Source organism: Streptomyces sp. NPDC051452 (assembly GCF_044454765.1).
Taxonomy (GTDB): domain Bacteria; phylum Actinomycetota; class Actinomycetes; order Streptomycetales; family Streptomycetaceae; genus Streptomyces.
In genome coordinates, this window is the sequence record NZ_JBITEB010000012.1 from 62,115 (window position 1) to 78,942 (window position 16,828).

The window sequence follows — 16,828 nt, forward strand, 5'->3', positions numbered from 1 at the left end:
GCTTCGGATATGGGATCAACGTGCCGATCCTAGTGACGGGTTCCCGCCCGCGCAGACCCTGGACCCGGCGAATCGCAGGCGTCGGGCCACCTTCGGCTCACAGGGTGTCGAGCGCCCGCACGTAGTCGTTCAGGTCGCGGGCGTCCGGCAGGCCGTTGACCACGGTCCAGCGCACGACGCCCTCCTTGTCGATGATGAAGGTGCCGCGGACGGCACAGCCCTTGTCCTCGTCGAAGACGCCGTACGCGCGCGAGACGTTGCCGTGCGGCCAGAAGTCGCTCAGCAGCGGGTACTCCAGTCCCTCCTGCTCGGCGAAGACGCGCAGGGTGTGGATGGAGTCGTTGGAGACGGCGAGCAGCTGGGTGTCGCGGTCGGCGAACCGCGGCAGGTTGTCGCGCAGCTCGCACAGCTCGCCGGTGCACACGCCGGTGAAGGCGAAGGGGTAGAAGAGGAGGACCACGTTCTTCTCGCCGCGCAGCTCCGAGAGCCTCACGGTGCGGCCGTGGTTGTCCTTGAGTTCGAAGTCGGGTGCCTTGTCGCCGACCTGGATCGCCATCGTCGTGCATCCCTTCGGTGGGCTGTCGGGGTGGGAGCGGGCTAACGCTCGGCTCCACCCTACGCAGCGATCACCGCAGGCCGCCGGACGGGCCGAGCGATCTCGACCCGTCCGGTGCTGAGGGACGAGACGGCTTACCTCTTGCTGCCGGACTTCGCGGCCTTCGGCGTCGCCAGACGCGAGCCGCTCCAGTCCTTGCCCACACTGACGCTCTTCGACGCCGTCAGGCCTGCCGTCGTAGCGGCGTCCTGGATGTCGCTCGGCTCCACGTACCCCGAACGGCCGGTCTTCGGCGTGAGGAGCAGGATCGCGCCGCCCTCTTCGATGTACGTGGTGGCATCCACCAGCGCATCCGTCAGGTCGCCGTCATCGTCACGGAACCACAGCACGACGGCATCGGCCACGTCGTCGTATTCCTCGTCCATGAGGTCGCCCTCGATGGCTTCCTCAATGGCCTCGCGGAGCTCCTGATCGACGTCGTCGTCGTAGCCGATCTCCTGGACCACCTGCCCGGGCTGGAACCCCAGCCTGGCGGCAGGGTTAGTCCGCTCCTCCGCGTGGTCCGCGGTCGCGCTCACGGGTTGCCTCCTGATCATGTCTTGGTGAGTATCTCAGCCACGCGCGTGCGCGAAGCATTGGCCGTAGTCCACACGTGCGGGGCGGATCGCGCAAGTACCCGGCCACCGGGACCGCCGAAACGGTGACGATCCCGGCCGTGTCGCCGCAACTCCTTGCACCGTATCCCGATTCCACACGGCCCACATCACACCGAAGTGCCCGGTTTGCGAGCTTCGGAATCATCCAGAGTCGCGCACCTCGAACAAGTTTGCCAAACGCGTCACACCCCGGGCGTATCGTTGCGGTTTGACCGACCGCGCGGCACGGCTACCCCACGGTAGAGATGACGTACGTCTTCCCGAGGTACACGATGGGGAACGGTGTAGGCACGAGTGACAGTGGCCCTCTGACAGGTAAGGAACAGCGTGGCTTCCGGATCCGATCGCAATCCGATCATCATTGGCGGCCTTCCGAGTCAGGTTCCTGACTTCGATCCCGAAGAGACCCAGGAGTGGCTCGACTCCCTCGACGCCGCCGTCGACGAACGCGGCCGGGAGCGGGCCCGCTATCTGATGCTGCGCCTGATCGAGCGGGCCCGCGAGAAGCGCGTGGCCGTGCCCGAGATGCGCAGCACGGACTACGTGAACACGATCCCCACCCGGGCGGAGCCGTTCTTCCCCGGCAACGAGGAGATCGAGCGCAGGATCCTCAACGCGACCCGCTGGAACGCGGCCGTGATGGTCTCGCGGGCCCAGCGGCCCGGCATCGGGGTCGGCGGCCACATCGCCACCTTCGCCTCCTCCGCCTCCCTCTACGACGTGGGCTTCAACCACTTCTTCCGCGGCAAGGACGAGGGCGACGGCGGCGACCAGGTCTTCTTCCAGGGCCACGCCTCCCCCGGCATCTACGCGCGCGCGTACCTGCTCGACCGGCTCAGCGAGAACCAGCTCGACGGCTTCCGCCAGGAGAAGTCGAAGTACCCCGACGGCCTGTCCAGCTACCCCCACCCGCGCTCGATGCCCGACTTCTGGGAGTTCCCGACCGTCTCCATGGGCCTCGGCCCGCTGGGCGCGATCTACCAGGCGCGGATGAACCGCTACATGCAGGCGCGCGGCATCGCCGACACCTCCAGGTCGCACGTGTGGGCGTTCCTCGGCGACGGCGAGATGGACGAGCCCGAGTCGCTCGGCCAGCTCACCATCGCCGCCCGCGAGGGCCTGGACAACCTGACCTTCGTGGTCAACTGCAACCTCCAGCGCCTCGACGGCCCGGTGCGGGGCAACGGCAAGATCATCCAGGAGCTGGAGTCGGTCTTCCGGGGCGCCGGCTGGAACGTGATCAAGCTGATCTGGGACCGCTCCTGGGACCCGCTGCTGGCGCAGGACCGGGACGGCCTGCTGGTCAACAGGATGAACACCACACCGGACGGGCAGTTCCAGACCTACGCCACCGAGTCCGGGGCCTACATTCGCGAGCACTTCTTCGGCGACGACCGCCGGCTGCGCGCGATGGTCGAGAACATGACCGACGACCAGATCCTGCACCTGGGCCGTGGCGGTCACGACCACCGCAAGATCTTCGCGGCCTTCCAGGCGGCCAAGGAGCACAAGGGCCAGCCGACGGTCATCCTGGCCAAGACGGTCAAGGGCTGGACACTCGGCCCGAACTTCGAGGGCCGCAACGCCACGCACCAGATGAAGAAGCTGACGGTCGACGACCTCAAGCGCTTCCGGGACCGTCTGCACCTGCCGATCTCCGACAAGGAACTGGAGTCGGGCCCGCCTCCGTACTACCACCCGGGCCGGGACACGGAGGAGATCCAGTACATGCACGACATGCGCCGGCAGTGCGGCGGGTACGTCCCGACGCGCGTCGTGCGCGCGAAGCCGCTCGCGCTGCCGGACGACAAGGCGTACGCGAGTGTGAAGAAGGGCTCGGGCCAGCAGTCCATCGCGACGACGATGGCGTTTGTGCGGTTGCTCAAGGACCTCATGCGCGACAAGGAGATCGGCAAGCGGTTCGTGCTGATCGCGCCGGACGAGTACCGCACGTTCGGCATGGACTCCTTCTTCCCGAGTGCGAAGATCTACAACCCGCTCGGCCAGCAGTACGAGGCGGTCGACCGCGATCTGCTGCTCGCGTACAAGGAGTCGCCGACCGGGCAGATGCTGCACGACGGCATCTCCGAGGCGGGCTGTACGGCCTCGCTGATCGCGGCCGGCTCGGCGTACGCCACCCACGGCGAGCCGCTGATCCCGGTGTACGTCTTCTACTCGATGTTCGGTTTCCAGCGCACCGGCGACCAGTTCTGGCAGATGGCCGACCAGCTGGCGCGCGGATTCGTCCTGGGCGCGACCGCCGGTCGTACGACGCTGACCGGTGAGGGGTTGCAGCACGCGGACGGCCACTCGCAGCTGCTGGCCTCGACGAACCCGGCCTGCGTGGCGTACGACCCGGCGTACGGGTACGAGATCGCGCACATCGTGCAGGACGGTCTGCGCCGTATGTACGGCAGCTCCCCCGAGCACCCGCACGGCGAGGACGTCTTCTACTACCTGACCGTCTACAACGAGCCCATCCAGCACCCGGCCGAGCCGGCGGACGTGGACGTCGAGGGCATCGTCAACGGCGTCCACCGGATCGGCGTGGGCACCGGCGGCTCGATCCAGGCGCAGATCATGGCGTCGGGTGTCGCGGTGCCGTGGGCGCTCCAGGCGCAGCGGATCCTCGGCGAGGAGTGGAACGTCCGGGCGGACGTGTGGTCCGCGACCTCGTGGAACGAACTGCGGCGCGAGGCCGTGGCGTGCGAGGAGCACAACCTGCTGCACCCGGAGGAGGAGCAGCGGGTGCCGTTCGTGACCCGCAAGCTCGGCGGGGCCGAGGGGCCGTTCGTGGCGGTGTCCGACTGGATGCGGTCGGTGCCGGACCAGATCGCGCGCTGGGTGCCGGGCACGTACCAGTCGCTGGGCGCGGACGGCTTCGGCTTCGCGGACACCCGGGGCGCGGCGCGCCGCTTCTTCCACATCGACGCGGAGTCGATCGTGGTCGCGGTCCTCACCGAGCTGGCCCGCGAGGGCAAGGTCGACCGGTCGGTGCTGAAGCAGGCCATCGACCGGTACCGGCTGCTGGACGTCTCGGCGGCGGACCCGGGGGCGGCCGGCGGCGACGCGTAGGGCGCGCCCGCCGCGGCGGGCTGTGACGGCTTGGGGCGGTGGAGTCCGATCCTCCACCGCCCTTACGTTTTCCTTACGATGCGGACATGGAACGACAATCCGCACAGGCGGCGTGGGAACGGCGCACCCAACGGCCCCTGCTGGCGCTGGCGGTGGCCTTCGCCGTCGCGTACGCGGTGCCGATCGTGGACGGTTCCGCGGGCCATTCGCTGACGACGCTCTGCACGGTCGTCGAGTGGGTGGTGTGGGGGGCGTTCGCGGTGGACTACCTGATACGCCTGGCGCTCGCCCGCGGTCGCCGGGAGTTCGTGCGGCGGCACTGGCCCGACCTGTGCGCCGTGGTGCTGCCGGTGCTGCAGCCGCTGCGGCTGCTGAGGCTGGTGTCGACCCTGCTGCTGGTGGGGCGGCGGGCGAGGATGGCTCCGCAGATCCGGCTGACCACGTACGTCGTCGGTTCCGTGATCGGGCTGCTGATGTTCGGCTCGCTGGCCGTGCTGTCCGTGGAGCGCGACTCGCCCAACGGGAACATCCGGACCCTGGGTGACGCCGTGTGGTGGTCGTTCACGACGATGACGACCGTGGGGTACGGGGACCACGCGCCGACGACCGGGCTGGGGCGCATGATCGCGGTCGGGCTGATGCTGTCGGGGATCGCCCTGCTGGGTGTGGTGACCGCGAACATCGCGGCGTGGTTCATCGGGCGGTTCGACAAGGACGACGTGGAGGAGCGGCGGCAGACGGAGGCGATCTTCGCGCTGGCCGAGGAGGTCCGCCTGCTGCGCGCCGAGGTCGCCCGGCTGACCCGGGACCGCGAGGGACAGCCACGCTGAGCACCGGCTCGCCCCCGCGCCTCTTCGAGGGGCGCGGGGGACCGCGCGACCCGCCCCCGCGTTCCCTGCGGCGACCGACCAGTCCTGGGCCCCGCGGCGAGGCCGCGGGGCCGGGGTGCCGAGGCGTCGCGGCGGGGTGGCTAGAGGAGCCCGTTGCCCCATGTGGCCGCGCCCGCCAGGGCGATGATGGCCAGCAACGTGTCGATCGCGCCCAGGATCAGCGCCACCAGGGCCGGAACATCGCGGTCGTTGGACCACTTGCGGCCCATGGACTGCCAGCCGCAGAACATCGCGACCGGGCCCAGGACGATGCCCAGCGCGAAGAAGCCCGCGACCGCGCAGATGGTTCCGATGATCCCGAGCGTGGCACGGTCCGGCCCGGTCCGTTGCCACGTGCGGCCACGTGACCGGGGGTACCCGCGCGTGCCGTTCCCGAAGCCTGCCATCATCAACTCCTCGATGCTCATGGACAGTTCGGCTTCGAGATGCGGGTACCCCGGTTCCGCCGGGGCAGACCTGCGCGCGCCACCCCCCTCCGGCAGCGCGCGCCACGGCCCGCCGTCCTCCATGCCCTGCGGAGGACTTGACCCACTGTGACCTGCGGCGCGCGCCGAGGGCGAGGGATCTTTAGCGAAGTCACCCTGATAGGCGAACCCCGCCGGTCGGAGGGGAAGCGGCGCCGGTCACCTCCGGCCCACGTCAGACGTGGCCCACGCCCGCGCCCGCCTCCGCGTTGGCGCCCCGCTTGGTGAGCAGCGCGACCAGTACGGCGACCGCGGCGACGCCCGCCGCGACCAGGGAGGCGAGGCTCATGCCGGAGATGAAGGTGTCGTGCGCGACCTGGGTGATCTTCGCGACGACCGGCTCCGGGGTGCCCTTCGCCACCGGCGCCACGCCGACCTGGACCGCCTCGGAGGCCCGGTCCAGCTGGGCCGGCGTCAGCCTGGGCAGACCGGCGGCCGCCCAGTTGCCCGGCAGGTCGCTGTCCACCTTCGAGGCCATCACCGCGCCCAGCACCGCCGTGCCGAGGCTGCCGCCGATCTGCATGGCCGCCTGCTGGAGGCCGCCCGCCACCCCGGACAGCTCCATGGGGGCGTTGCCGACGATGACCTCGGTGGCGCCGACCATCACCGGGGCGAGGCCGAGGCCGAGCAGGGCGAACCAGACGGACATCAGACCGCTGCCGGTGCCGGTGTCGAGGGTCGACATGCCGTACATGGCGATGGCGGTCGCCGCCATGCCGCCGGCCAGCGGGATGCGCGGGCCGAGCTTGGTGATCGCCAGGCCCGCGACCGGGGAGGCGACGATCATCATGCCGGTCAGCGGCAGCAGGTGCAGACCGGCTTCGATCGGGCTCATGCCGTGCACGTTCTGGAGGTAGAACGTCACGAAGAACAGGCCGCCCAGGAAGGCGATGGCCATCAGGGCCATCAGGACGACACCCGCGGACAGCGGCACCGAGCGGAACAGACCCAGCGGGATCAGGGGTTCGGCGACCTTCGTCTCCCAGAAGGCGAAGAGCCCGAAGAGCACCATCGAGACGACGATGAAGAGCCACGTCCTGCCGTCGCCCCAGCCCCAGTCCGGGGCCTTGATGAGCGCCCACACCAGGCAGAACATCGCGCCGGAGAGCAGGGCGATACCGGGGATGTCGAAGGAGCGCGGGGCGTTCTCGGCGCGGTGGTCGAGCAGGATCAGCAGGCCCAGCACCAGGGCCAGGACGCCGACCGGCACGTTGATGAAGAACACCGACTGCCAGTTGACGTGCTCGACGAGGACGCCGCCGAGGATCGGGCCGCCCGCGGTGGACGCGCCGATCACCATGCCCCAGATGCCGATCGCCATGTTGAGCTTCTCGGCCGGGAAGGTGGCCCGCAGCAGACCGAGCGCCGCCGGCATCAGCAGCGCGCCGAACAGGCCCTGGAACACGCGGAAGGTGACGACCGCGGCGATGCTGTGCGACAGGCCGATGGCGCCCGAGGCCGCGGCGAAGCCGGTCACACCGATGAGGAAGGTCTGCCGGTGGCCGAAGCGGTCACCGAGCTTGCCCGCGGTGATCAGGGTGACCGCGAGGGCGAGGAAGTAGGCGTTGGTGATCCACTGCACGTCCGAGAAGCTCGCGTGCAGGTTCTTGGCGATCGCGGGGTTGGCGATCGCCACGATGGTGCCGTCGAGGGCCACCATCATGACCCCTACGGCGACGGTGAGCAGGGTGAGCCACGCGTGACCGCGCAGCCCTCCCGTGGAATGCGGCCCCGAGGGGGTCCCCGACGCTTTGCCCCCCGGCCCCGTGGCGTCGATGGCGGTCTGACTAGTCATACCGTCGAGGCTAGTGACAGCGACTGACAGTTGACAAACCAATTCACAAGTCGGTAACTGACATGACAGCAGCACATAGGCTGAGCTGGAGGAACGTTCACGGAAGAGAGACCGATGGAGACGCTGCGCGAGCGCAAGAAGCGGCGTACCCGGGAGGCGCTGCTGCGGGCCGCTCTCGAACTCTTCACCACGCAGGGGTACGAACACACGACCGTCGACGAGATCGCCGAGGCCGTCGACGTCTCGCAGCGCACCTTCTTCCGTTACTTCGCCGGCAAGGAGGACGCCGCCTTCGCGGTCCAGACGATGACGGAGGCGCGGTTCGTGGCGGCCGTCCGGGCGCGGCCGCCGCACGAGGCGCCGATGGAGGCGCTGCGGCAGGCGATCCTCCAGGGCTGGGACGCGATCCGGGAGACCGTCGAGTCGGCCGTGCCGGTCGAGCTGTACCTCCGGATGTACCGCACGATCGAGTCGACGCCCGCGCTGCTCGCCGCCCATCTGCGCCGCTCGGCCGCCACGGAGGAGACGATCGCGCGTCTGCTGGCCGAGCGGGAGGGCGTCGACGTCGACCGCGACCCTCGACCGCGCCTGGCCGTGGCCGTGTTCGGCGGGGTGATAAGGGTCACCGAACGACAGTGGAGCACAGGCCAGGACTTCAGCCTGACGGCGATCCGCTCCCTCACCACGTCCTACCTCGATCAGGTGGGTTCGGCCCTGACCGGGAACTGGCGGGACACCTCGGCCCGTTGACGGGGCGTCGCCGAAGGGCGCCCGCAGCGCGTCCGCAGCGCGTCCGGTAGATCGTCGGCACAGCGTTCGATGTCCGTCGAAACGTGATCCCTGCCACTCGGTTACCCCGAGACCCTCCCGTTCTCCTAGTGTGTCCTCCCAGTGACTTCCTTCGACACCTCTCCGCAACTCAACGTCTGGCGCGCCCTGCTGGCCCTGGCCGTCGTGTTCGTGATGCTCGCGACCACCGGCTGGACCGCCCTGCGCAGCCACCCGGAGTCGTCGGCGCTGCGCGCCTCCCTCGCCAAGTGGGAGCAGGGCAGCCTGCACGGACTGCGCCTGCCGGACCCCACGGCCGACCCGGCGTCGCTCACCCGGTTCTACGCCTCGCTCACCCCCCGGGACCGCGACCGTCTCGCCCACCGCTACGCCCTGGCGGTCGGCAACATGAACGGCGCCCCCGTCACCCTGCGCTACCGGGCCAACCGCGTGGCGCTGGAGCAGGCGCGCAAGGCCGAGAAGAAGCGCATGCACGACAGCCGGATCAGCGCGGCCGGAAAGCAGGACGCGGGCCGCCTCATGCACCGCTACGAGTCCCTGCTCGACCCCGGCCGGCACATCCTGGCCTTCGACCCGCAGGGCTCCGGCCGGGTCGCCGAGGTGTTCGGAGACCTGGACAAGGCGCGGCGGATCTCCGTCGTCGTCCCCGGCGTCGACACCGATCTGCTCACCTTCCAGCGGACCAACCGCAGGTACAGCGCACCGGTCGGCATGGCCAAGGCGCTGTACGCGGCGGAGCGTGAGGCGAGCCCCGCGACGCGTACCGCAGTGATCGCCTGGGCCGACTACACCGCCCCCGACGGGCTGGGTGTGGACGCGGCCACCGGGCTGCGCGCCGAGGAGGGCGCCGTACGGCTGAACGGTCTGCTGCGGGCGCTGCCCGGCCGTGCCCCGGTGGCGGCGGTCTGCCACAGCTACGGCTCGGTGGTCTGCGGGGTGGCCGCGCACGCCATGCCGCGCCGGGTGACCGACATAGCGGTGGCCGCGAGCCCGGGAATGCGGGTCGCCAACGCCGGCGGCCTGGGCACCAGGGCCCGGGTGTGGGCCATGCGGGACGCCACCGACTGGGTGCAGGACGTTCCGTACCTGGAGCTCGGCGGGCTCGGGCACGGGGCCGACCCGGTGGCCTCCGGGTTCGGGGCGCGGGTGCTGTCCGCGCGGGAGGCGCAGGGGCACGCCGGCTATTTCCAGCCGGGGACGGACAGTCTGCGCAACCTCGCCGACGTGGCGGTGGGCGCCTACGACGCGGTGACGTGCGCACGGGAGAACGACGCGTGCCGGGCCGGTCTGCCCGGCACCACGAGGGCCGGACGCGCGTAGAGACAGCAGGAAGTGCGGTCTGCGCGGGTGGCGACGGAGGAGCACGTGCCGCATACGATGAGCCGCATGGGTGACGTACTGGCGGGTTTCCATGCCGTCTGGGAGTTCGAGTCCGACTCCGTGCTCATCCGCTACGAACGGGGGATTCGAACACCGAAGCTCTTCCAGGCGCTCGGGGAACGGCGGGTCCCGCTGTCCGCGGTCGAGGAGGTCACGCTCACCCCGGGCAGACGCGGCACCGTCGTCCTGCGCCTGGTGCCCCGCGCCGGCGCCGACCCGCTGATGGAGGCGGCGGCCGGTCAGCTCAAGGAGGGCTCCGACCCCTACCGGCTGGTCCTGCCCGCCGAGCGGGAGACCCTCGCCGAGTACTACGCCGACGAGCTGAAGGGGCTGCTGACCCGGTCCGGCCCCTGCGAGCGGCATCTGATCGCCGCGCCCGAGGCGCCGCTGCACTTCAAGGCCTACGACGGCAAGGCGTCCTTCGACGGGACGTCCGTCACGTTCCGCTGGTCCTGGACCGGGGCGTCCTCGGCCAAGTGGAAGGCCGGCGACCAGAGCTTCCCGGTGACCGGCCTCAGCGGGGTGGAGTGGCGTTCGCCGGAACTCTTCGAGGGGCATCTGCGGGTGCTGCCGCGGGAGCCCGGCACCGACCGGCCGCCCCAGCCCGACCAGGACCCGGCGGCGGTGGTCTTCGGGCTCGGGTACGGGCCGGTGCACGAGTCGCTTCCGTTCGCCGCGGCCGTGCTGGCGGCCGTGCGGGCGCGGGGGTCCGCGACGGCCGTCCCGGCACCGTGCCGGCGCGATCCCGCCGACATCGCCGAGCGGATCCGGCACCTCGGCGAGCTGCACCAGGCCGGACTGGTCACCGACGAGGAGTTCTCCTCCAAGAAGGCCGAACTCCTCGCGGAGCTCTAGGTCCTGTCTGACAATTCGCGTCTGCCGCCTAGCGCCCGCCGGCCGCGGCGTTCGCCTGGGCCGGTGCCGACTCCGCCGCGTAGAAGCTGATCTTCCGGTCGAGGACGGCCAGGGTGTCGTGCAGTTCCGCGATCCTGGCCAGCACGTCCCGGCGGGTCGACTCCAGCAGCTCGTGCCGCTCCCGGTACGTGGCCTCGCCCTCGCGCACCAGCCCCGCGTAGCGGACCATGTCCGCCACCGGCATACCCGTCAGCCGCAGCTTGGTCACCAGGTCCAGCCAGTCCAGGTCGCGGTTGGTGTAGCGGCGCTGGCCGGTGTGCGAGCGGTCCACGTGCGGCATCAGGCCGATCCGCTCGTACCAGCGCAGGGTGTGCGCGGTCAGGCCGGTGAAGGCGACGACCTCGCTGATCGTGTAGCGGTCCTGGCCGTCGGGGCGTGGATGGCGCCGGGGCGGAGCGGAGCAGATGTCGGCGGGGGTGGGGGGTGCGGCGTCCGCTGGCGTGGTCTGCATCACCGTCATGGCCCCACGCTATGACCTTCGAGTGCACTCCAAGCAAGCGGGACCGGTGAGAAATCCGCGGGACGGGACGTGGCAGGACGGCTACCGTGCGGCGCATGAGTCTCGCACGCCGGGCCGGGCCCGAGGACGCCGCCGAGGTGCTGCGGCTGCGCCAGGTGATGATCGATTCCCTGTGGAGCGCGGGAGGCACCGGCGCCACCGACTGGCACACCGAGTCGCTGCCGGTACTGCGTGAGCGACTCGCGCGCACCGACGGGGACTTCGCCGCCTTCGTCGTCGACCACCCCGGCCGCCCTGGTTCGCTCGCCGCGCTGGCCGCCGGGACGGTGGACTACCGCATCGGCAAGGCGGGCAATCCGCGCGGACGGGTCGGGCACGTCTTCAGCGTCGCCACCGATCCGGGCGCCCGGCGTCGCGGGCACGCGCGCGCGTGCATGGAGGAGCTGCTGACCTGGTTCCGCGCGCGGGACGCCGGGCACGTGCTGCTCAACGCGTCCCCGGCGGCCGAGCCGCTCTACGCCTCCCTCGGCTTCACCCGTGACCCGGACCCGTCGATGCGGCTGCTGCTGTGAGCCGCATAGGCTCGGCCCCATGTCGTTGCAGAGCCTGGCGCTGATCGAGAACTGGCCCGTCCCCACCGCCGCGGCGGGCGTCGTACGTGCCGACGGGACCGTCCTTGGAACACACGGACCCGTCGGCCACCGCTTCCCGCTCGCCTCGGTCACCAAGCCGCTGGCGGCCTACGCGGCGCTCGTGGCGTACGAGGAGGGCGCGATCGAGCTGGACGAGCCGGCCGGGCCGCCCGGGTCCACGGTGCGCCATCTGCTCGCCCACACCTCCGGGCTCGCCTTCGACGAGCACCGGGCGACCGCGCCGCCCGGGGAGCGGCGGCTGTACTCCAACGCCGGGTTCGAGCAGCTCGGGGACCACATCGCCAAGGCGACGGACATCCCGTTCGGTGAGTATCTGCGGCAGGCCGTGCTGGAGCCGCTGGGCATGACCGCGACGGCGCTGGACGGCTCACCCGCCAAGGACGGCGTCTCGACCGTGGCGGACCTGCTGCGGTTCGGCGCCGAGCTGCAGGCGCCCCGGCTGCTGGACGCGCGCACGGTCGCTCAGGCGATGACCGTGCAGTACCCGGGCACCAAGGGAGTGCTGCCGGGGTACGGGCACCGGAACCCGAACGACTGGGGACTCGGGTTCGAGATCCGTGACGCCAAGTCGCCGCACTGGACGGGCGGTTCGTCCTCGCCGCGGACCTTCGGGCACTTCGGCCAGTCCGGTACGTTCCTGTGGGTCGACCCCGACGCCGGGCTGGCCGGGGTCGCGCTGACGGACCGGGCGTTCGGGCCCTGGGCGATCGAGGCGTGGCCGGTGTTCACGGACGCGGTGCTGGCCGAGGCGCGGGGCTGACGCCCACGCTCACGGTGCCATCTCCCACATCAGCAGTTCCGTGGGCGTGACCCCCACCGCCGCCAGCCCCCGCGCGTCCGTGACGCGCGCCGCGTCCCCCGGCCCCAGGCGCTCACCGGCCAGTTCGGCCTCACCGCGCACCACGTGGACGTAGACGTATCGCGCGTCCGGCACCGCCGTGCGCTCCCGGGGCGCGAGATGGCGGACGTGCAGCAGCGCGCCCGCGCCCGGCACGGCGTACGGCGTCGCGTCGGCGATGCCGGGGACCAGCGCGTAGGCCGGGTCACCGCCGGGGGCGAGCGGGGCCAGCCAGGTCTGTACGAAGGTCAACGGGGCGTCGCCGTCGTTGCGTTCGGCGTGCCGGACCCCGGCAGCGGCGCTGAGGTGTTGCACGTCACCGGCCCGTACCGTCGTCTCGCGGCCGGTGGAGTCGCGGTGGGTCAGCTCACCCTCGACCACCCAGGTCACGATCTCGGTGTGGCTGTGCGGGTGTTCGTCGAACCCGGCGCCGGGGGCGAGCCGTTCCTCGTTGCAGGCGATCATCGCGCCGAAGCGCAGATTGTCCGGGTCGTAGTGCGGGCCGAAGGAGAAGGCGTGCCGGGAGTCGATGCCGGTCTCCGGGTCCCCGCCGCGGTAGCGCTCGTCGGCGCGCCGTACGTGCATCACGGCACCACCGTAGACCTCCCGGGCGGGCGGTCGCGGACCGTGCGGTGTCCGGGGCCGGCCGCTCACCCGTGACCCGGCGGCACATGCTCCCGTCCCGATAAGGCAGTCTTGTCCCGTGCCCGAACCCGAATCCCACAGCAGCGATCCCGCCGCACGCGACGCCCACCAGCACTCCGCGACCCTGAGGCGACTGGAGAAGTCCTCCGGCAGCCTCGCCGCGCAGGCCATCGCGCGCATGGACGAGACCCTGCCGTGGTACCGGGCCATGCCGCCGGAGAACCGTTCCTGGATCGGGCTGGTGGCCCAGGCCGGCATCGCGGCCTTCACCGAGTGGTTCCGGCGCCCGGACGCCCCGCAGGCGATCTCCACCGACGTCTTCGGGACGGCGCCGCGCGAGCTGACGCGGGCCATCACGCTGCGGCAGACCGTGGAGATGGTGCGGACCACCATCGAGGTGATGGAGAGCGCCATCGACGAGGTGGCCGCGCCCGGCGACGAGAGGGTGCTGCGCGAGGCGCTGCTCGTGTACGCCCGGGAGATCGCCTTCGCCACCGCCCAGGTGTACGCCCAGGCCGCCGAGGCACGGGGTGCCTGGGACGCCCGGCTGGAGTCGCTGGTGGTGAACGCGGTGCTCAGCGGGGAGGCCGACGAGGGCGCCGTCAGCCGGGCCGCCGCGCTCGGCTGGAACTCGCCGGAGCATGTGTGCGTGGTGCTCGGGACCGCGCCCGACGGGGACAGCGAACTGACCGTGGAGGCCATCCGGCGGGCCGCCCGGCACGCCAAGCTCCAGGTGCTCACCGGGGTGCTCGGGGCCCGGCTGGTGGTCATCGCCGGGGGCAGCTCCAATCCGCTCGCCGTGGCCAGGTCGCTGATCGGGCCGTTCGCCGCCGGACCGGTCGTCGCCGGGCCCGTCGTCCCCGACCTGCTGGCCGCCACGCGTTCCGCGCAGGCCGCCGCCGCGGGACTGAAGGCCTGCTCCGCCTGGCAGGACGCGCCCCGGCCGGTGCTGGCGGACGATCTGCTGCCGGAGCGGGCGATGGCGGGCGATCCCGGCGCGCGGGAGCAGTTGGTGGAGGAGATCTACAGACCGCTGGAGGAAGCGGGCTCGGCGCTGCTGGAAACCCTGAGTGTGTACCTGGAGCAGGCGAGCAGCCTCGAGGGCGCGGCCCGCATGCTCTTCGTTCACCCGAACACCGTGCGCTACCGGCTCCGACGTGTGACTGATGTCACCGGCTGGTCGCCCTCCGATGTACGATCCGCGTTCACACTGCGGATCGCGCTCATCCTGGGGCGTCTGGTCGACGGTGAAGCCCAGGCATAGGGTTTTGTCGGGGGCCCACAAAAGCCCCTCGTGTTCTTCGTCCCTGTCCTCACGGGCGGCGGTGGCCGTCCCCAAGAGAGAGTGTGAGAGTGCTCGTACTCGTCGCTCCCGGCCAGGGCGCCCAGACGCCCGGCTTCCTGACTCCCTGGCTCGATCTGCCCGGTGCCGCGGACCGCGTGGCCGCCTGGTCGGACGCCATCGGACTGGACCTCACCCACTACGGGACCGAGGCCGACGCCGACGCCATCCGGGACACCGCGGTGGCCCAGCCGCTGCTGGTCGCCGCCGGGATCCTGTCCGCCGCGGCACTCGGTGACATGACCGAGATCGGACCGGGCGCCGTCGCCGGTCACAGTGTGGGCGAGATCACCGCCGCCGCCTTCGCCGGGGTGCTCGGGGAGACCGCCGCGCTGACCCTGGTCCGCAAGCGGGGCCTGGCCATGGCCGACGCCGCCGCGATCACCGAGACCGGTATGTCGGCCCTGCTCGGCGGCGACCCCGACACCTCGGTCGCGCACCTGGAGAAGCTGGGCCTGACCCCCGCGAACATCAACGGCGCAGGCCAGATCGTCGCGGCCGGCACGCTGGAGCAGCTGGCGGCGCTGAGCGAGGACAAGCCGGAGGGCGTCCGCAAGGTCGTCCCGCTGAAGGTCGCCGGCGCCTTCCACACCCACCACATGGCCCCCGCCGTCGAGACGCTGGCCAAGGCCGCCGTGGAGCTGTCGCCCACCGACCCCAAGGTCGCCTACGTCTCCAACCGGGACGGCCGTACCGTCGCCACCGGCACCGAGGTGCTCAAGCGGCTGATCGGCCAGGTCGCCAACCCGGTGCGCTGGGACCTGTGCATGGAGACCTTCAAGGAGCTGGGGGTCACCGCGCTCGTCGAGGTGTGCCCGGGTGGCACCCTGACCGGCCTGGCCAAGCGGGCGCTGCCCGGCGTGCAGACGCTGGCCCTGAAGACCCCCGACGATCTCGACGCGGCCCGCGCGCTCATCTCCGAGCACGCAGGTGCCTAAGGAGCCGTACATGGCCAAGATCAGGCCCAGCAAGGGCGCCCCGTACGCGCGCATCCTCGGGGTCGGCGGCTACCGGCCGACCCGGGTGGTGCCCAACGAGGTGATCCTCGAGACGATCGACTCCTCCGACGAGTGGATCCGTTCGCGCTCCGGCATCGAGACCCGGCACTGGGCGGGCCCCGAGGAGACGGTCGCCGCGATGGCCATCGAGGCGTCCGGCAAGGCGATCGCCGACGCGGGCATCACCGCCGAGCAGATCGGCGCGGTGGTCGTCTCGACCGTCTCGCACTTCAGCCAGACCCCGGCCGTGGCCACCGCGATCGCGGACAAGCTGGGCACGAACAAGGCCGCCGCGTTCGACATCTCGGCCGGCTGCGCGGGCTTCGGCTACGGTCTGACCCTCGCCAAGGGCATGGTGGTGGAAGGTTCCGCCGAACATGTGCTCGTCATCGGCGTGGAGCGGCTCAGCGACCTGACCGACCTGGAGGACCGGGCGACGGCCTTCCTGTTCGGCGACGGTGCCGGCGCGGTCGTCGTCGGCCCCGCGCGGGAGCCCGCGATCGGCCCGACCGTCTGGGGCTCCGAGGGCGACAAGTCCGAGACGATCAAGCAGACCGTCACCTGGGACCGTTTCCACATCGGCGACGTCGGCGAACTCCCCCTGGACAGCAAGGGCAACATCAAGTTCCCCGCGATCACGCAGGAGGGCCAGGCGGTCTTCCGCTGGGCCGTGTTCGAGATGGCGAAGGTCGCCCAGCAGGCGCTGGACGCGGCCGGGATCACCGCGGACGACCTGGACGTCTTCATCCCGCACCAAGCCAATGTGCGGATCATCGACTCGATGGTGAAGACGCTGAAACTGCCGGAGCACGTCACGGTCGCCCGTGACATCCGCACCACCGGCAACACCTCGGCCGCCTCGATTCCGCTCGCGATGGAGCGGCTTCTGGCGACCGGGGAGGCGAAGAGTGGCGACACCGCGCTCGTCATCGGATTCGGGGCGGGTCTCGTCTACGCCGCCACGGTCGTTACCCTCCCCTAGGCACTCCGTGCCGGATCCTTGGATCCGACACGGGAGCTGCACCACCTGCCGCTTGCGCGGCGGGCGCCGTAATACCGTCTGGAACAGCTAAGAAGGAGCGCCTGACATGGCCGCCACTCAGGAAGAGATCGTCGCCGGTCTCGCAGAGATCGTGAACGAGATCGCCGGGATCCCCACCGAGGACGTCCAGGTGGACAAGTCCTTCACCGATGACCTGGACGTCGACTCGCTGTCCATGGTCGAGGTCGTCGTCGCCGCCGAGGAGCGCTTCGACGTGAAGATCCCGGACGAGGACGTCAAGAACCTGAAGACCGTCGGTGACGCCACCGACTACATCCTCAAGCACCAGGCCTGAGCCACCCCTTAGGTCTCAGGCTGCAAGGCCCCGCC

The 16,828-nt window shown here is 71.0% G+C and carries 17 protein-coding genes; 11 read left to right on the forward strand and 6 right to left on the reverse strand.

Annotation, left to right across the window (positions count from 1 at the left end):
• Positions 1 to 97: 97 nt before the first annotated feature.
• Both ACIBA9_RS25795 and ACIBA9_RS25800 read right to left on the reverse strand, forming a co-directional pair.
• Complete coding sequence (locus ACIBA9_RS25795) at positions 98 to 556, reverse strand: peroxiredoxin (protein WP_362157063.1); 459 nt, start codon at positions 554 to 556, stop codon at positions 98 to 100.
• Between the two features lie 134 nt (positions 557 to 690).
• Positions 691 to 1,134, reverse strand: a complete 444-nt coding sequence (locus ACIBA9_RS25800) for a DUF3052 domain-containing protein (protein ID WP_362157060.1) — start codon at positions 1,132 to 1,134, stop codon at positions 691 to 693.
• 405 nt (positions 1,135 to 1,539) lie between these two features.
• Here ACIBA9_RS25800 and aceE point away from each other — a divergent pair, with 405 nt between their 5' ends.
• Positions 1,540 to 4,287, forward strand: a complete 2,748-nt coding sequence (gene aceE, locus ACIBA9_RS25805; protein ID WP_399366543.1) for a pyruvate dehydrogenase (acetyl-transferring), homodimeric type — start codon at positions 1,540 to 1,542, stop codon at positions 4,285 to 4,287.
• A gap of 86 nt (positions 4,288 to 4,373) precedes the next feature.
• Entirely contained in the window at positions 4,374 to 5,117 is a 744-nt protein-coding gene (locus tag ACIBA9_RS25810; RefSeq protein WP_399366545.1) for a potassium channel family protein, read from the forward strand.
• Positions 5,118 to 5,257: 140 nt separating this feature from the next.
• Here ACIBA9_RS25810 and ACIBA9_RS25815 read toward each other — a convergent pair whose 3' ends face one another.
• Both ACIBA9_RS25815 and ACIBA9_RS25820 read right to left on the reverse strand, forming a co-directional pair.
• A complete protein-coding gene (locus ACIBA9_RS25815) occupies positions 5,258 to 5,563 on the reverse strand; it encodes a small hydrophobic protein (protein WP_399366816.1) in 306 nt (101 codons plus the stop codon).
• A gap of 253 nt (positions 5,564 to 5,816) precedes the next feature.
• On the reverse strand, positions 5,817 to 7,436 hold the full coding sequence (locus ACIBA9_RS25820) for an MFS transporter (RefSeq protein WP_399366547.1): 1,620 nt from the start codon (positions 7,434 to 7,436) through the stop codon (positions 5,817 to 5,819).
• Between the two features lie 114 nt (positions 7,437 to 7,550).
• Between ACIBA9_RS25820 and ACIBA9_RS25825 the strand changes: the two genes are divergently transcribed.
• The 3 genes from ACIBA9_RS25825 (at position 7,551) to ACIBA9_RS25835 (ending at position 10,460) form a co-directional block, all read left to right on the forward strand.
• Positions 7,551 to 8,186, forward strand: coding sequence for a TetR family transcriptional regulator (locus tag ACIBA9_RS25825; RefSeq protein WP_399366549.1), 636 nt, complete (start codon positions 7,551 to 7,553; stop codon positions 8,184 to 8,186).
• A 141-nt stretch (positions 8,187 to 8,327) separates the two neighbouring features.
• On the forward strand, positions 8,328 to 9,545 hold the full coding sequence (locus ACIBA9_RS25830) for an alpha/beta hydrolase (protein WP_399366551.1): 1,218 nt from the start codon (positions 8,328 to 8,330) through the stop codon (positions 9,543 to 9,545).
• 66 nt (positions 9,546 to 9,611) lie between these two features.
• Entirely contained in the window at positions 9,612 to 10,460 is an 849-nt protein-coding gene (locus ACIBA9_RS25835; RefSeq protein WP_399366553.1) for a DUF4429 domain-containing protein, read from the forward strand.
• 28 nt (positions 10,461 to 10,488) lie between these two features.
• On the opposite strand, the gene ACIBA9_RS25840 is transcribed toward ACIBA9_RS25835, so the two are convergent.
• A complete protein-coding gene (locus ACIBA9_RS25840; RefSeq protein ID WP_362157043.1) occupies positions 10,489 to 10,980 on the reverse strand; it encodes a MerR family transcriptional regulator in 492 nt (163 codons plus the stop codon).
• A gap of 95 nt (positions 10,981 to 11,075) precedes the next feature.
• On the opposite strand from ACIBA9_RS25840, the gene ACIBA9_RS25845 reads away from it, so the two are divergent.
• Together ACIBA9_RS25845 and ACIBA9_RS25850 are read left to right on the forward strand one after the other, a co-directional pair.
• Positions 11,076 to 11,552: a GNAT family N-acetyltransferase gene (locus ACIBA9_RS25845; protein WP_399366555.1), complete on the forward strand. Its 477-nt coding sequence runs from the start codon at positions 11,076 to 11,078 to the stop codon at positions 11,550 to 11,552.
• Between the two features lie 19 nt (positions 11,553 to 11,571).
• Positions 11,572 to 12,393 (forward strand): serine hydrolase domain-containing protein, encoded by an 822-nt coding sequence (locus tag ACIBA9_RS25850; RefSeq protein ID WP_399366557.1) that lies wholly within the window; start codon positions 11,572 to 11,574, stop codon positions 12,391 to 12,393.
• Between the two features lie 9 nt (positions 12,394 to 12,402).
• On the opposite strand, the gene ACIBA9_RS25855 is transcribed toward ACIBA9_RS25850, so the two are convergent.
• Complete coding sequence (locus ACIBA9_RS25855; RefSeq protein WP_362157482.1) at positions 12,403 to 13,056, reverse strand: pirin family protein; 654 nt, start codon at positions 13,054 to 13,056, stop codon at positions 12,403 to 12,405.
• 118 nt (positions 13,057 to 13,174) lie between these two features.
• Here ACIBA9_RS25855 and ACIBA9_RS25860 point away from each other — a divergent pair, with 118 nt between their 5' ends.
• The 4 genes from ACIBA9_RS25860 (at position 13,175) to ACIBA9_RS25875 (ending at position 16,793) form a co-directional block, all read left to right on the forward strand.
• Positions 13,175 to 14,380 (forward strand): helix-turn-helix domain-containing protein, encoded by a 1,206-nt coding sequence (locus tag ACIBA9_RS25860; protein ID WP_362157035.1) that lies wholly within the window; start codon positions 13,175 to 13,177, stop codon positions 14,378 to 14,380.
• Positions 14,381 to 14,469: 89 nt separating this feature from the next.
• Positions 14,470 to 15,396, forward strand: a complete 927-nt coding sequence (locus ACIBA9_RS25865; protein ID WP_362157480.1) for an ACP S-malonyltransferase — start codon at positions 14,470 to 14,472, stop codon at positions 15,394 to 15,396.
• Positions 15,397 to 15,406: 10 nt separating this feature from the next.
• Positions 15,407 to 16,438 carry a ketoacyl-ACP synthase III gene (locus tag ACIBA9_RS25870; protein ID WP_399366560.1) on the forward strand — a complete coding sequence of 344 codons (1,032 nt, stop codon included), beginning with the start codon at positions 15,407 to 15,409 and terminating at the stop codon, positions 16,436 to 16,438.
• Between the two features lie 106 nt (positions 16,439 to 16,544).
• Positions 16,545 to 16,793 (forward strand): acyl carrier protein, encoded by a 249-nt coding sequence (locus ACIBA9_RS25875; protein ID WP_362157029.1) that lies wholly within the window; start codon positions 16,545 to 16,547, stop codon positions 16,791 to 16,793.
• Positions 16,794 to 16,828 lie beyond the last annotated feature (35 nt).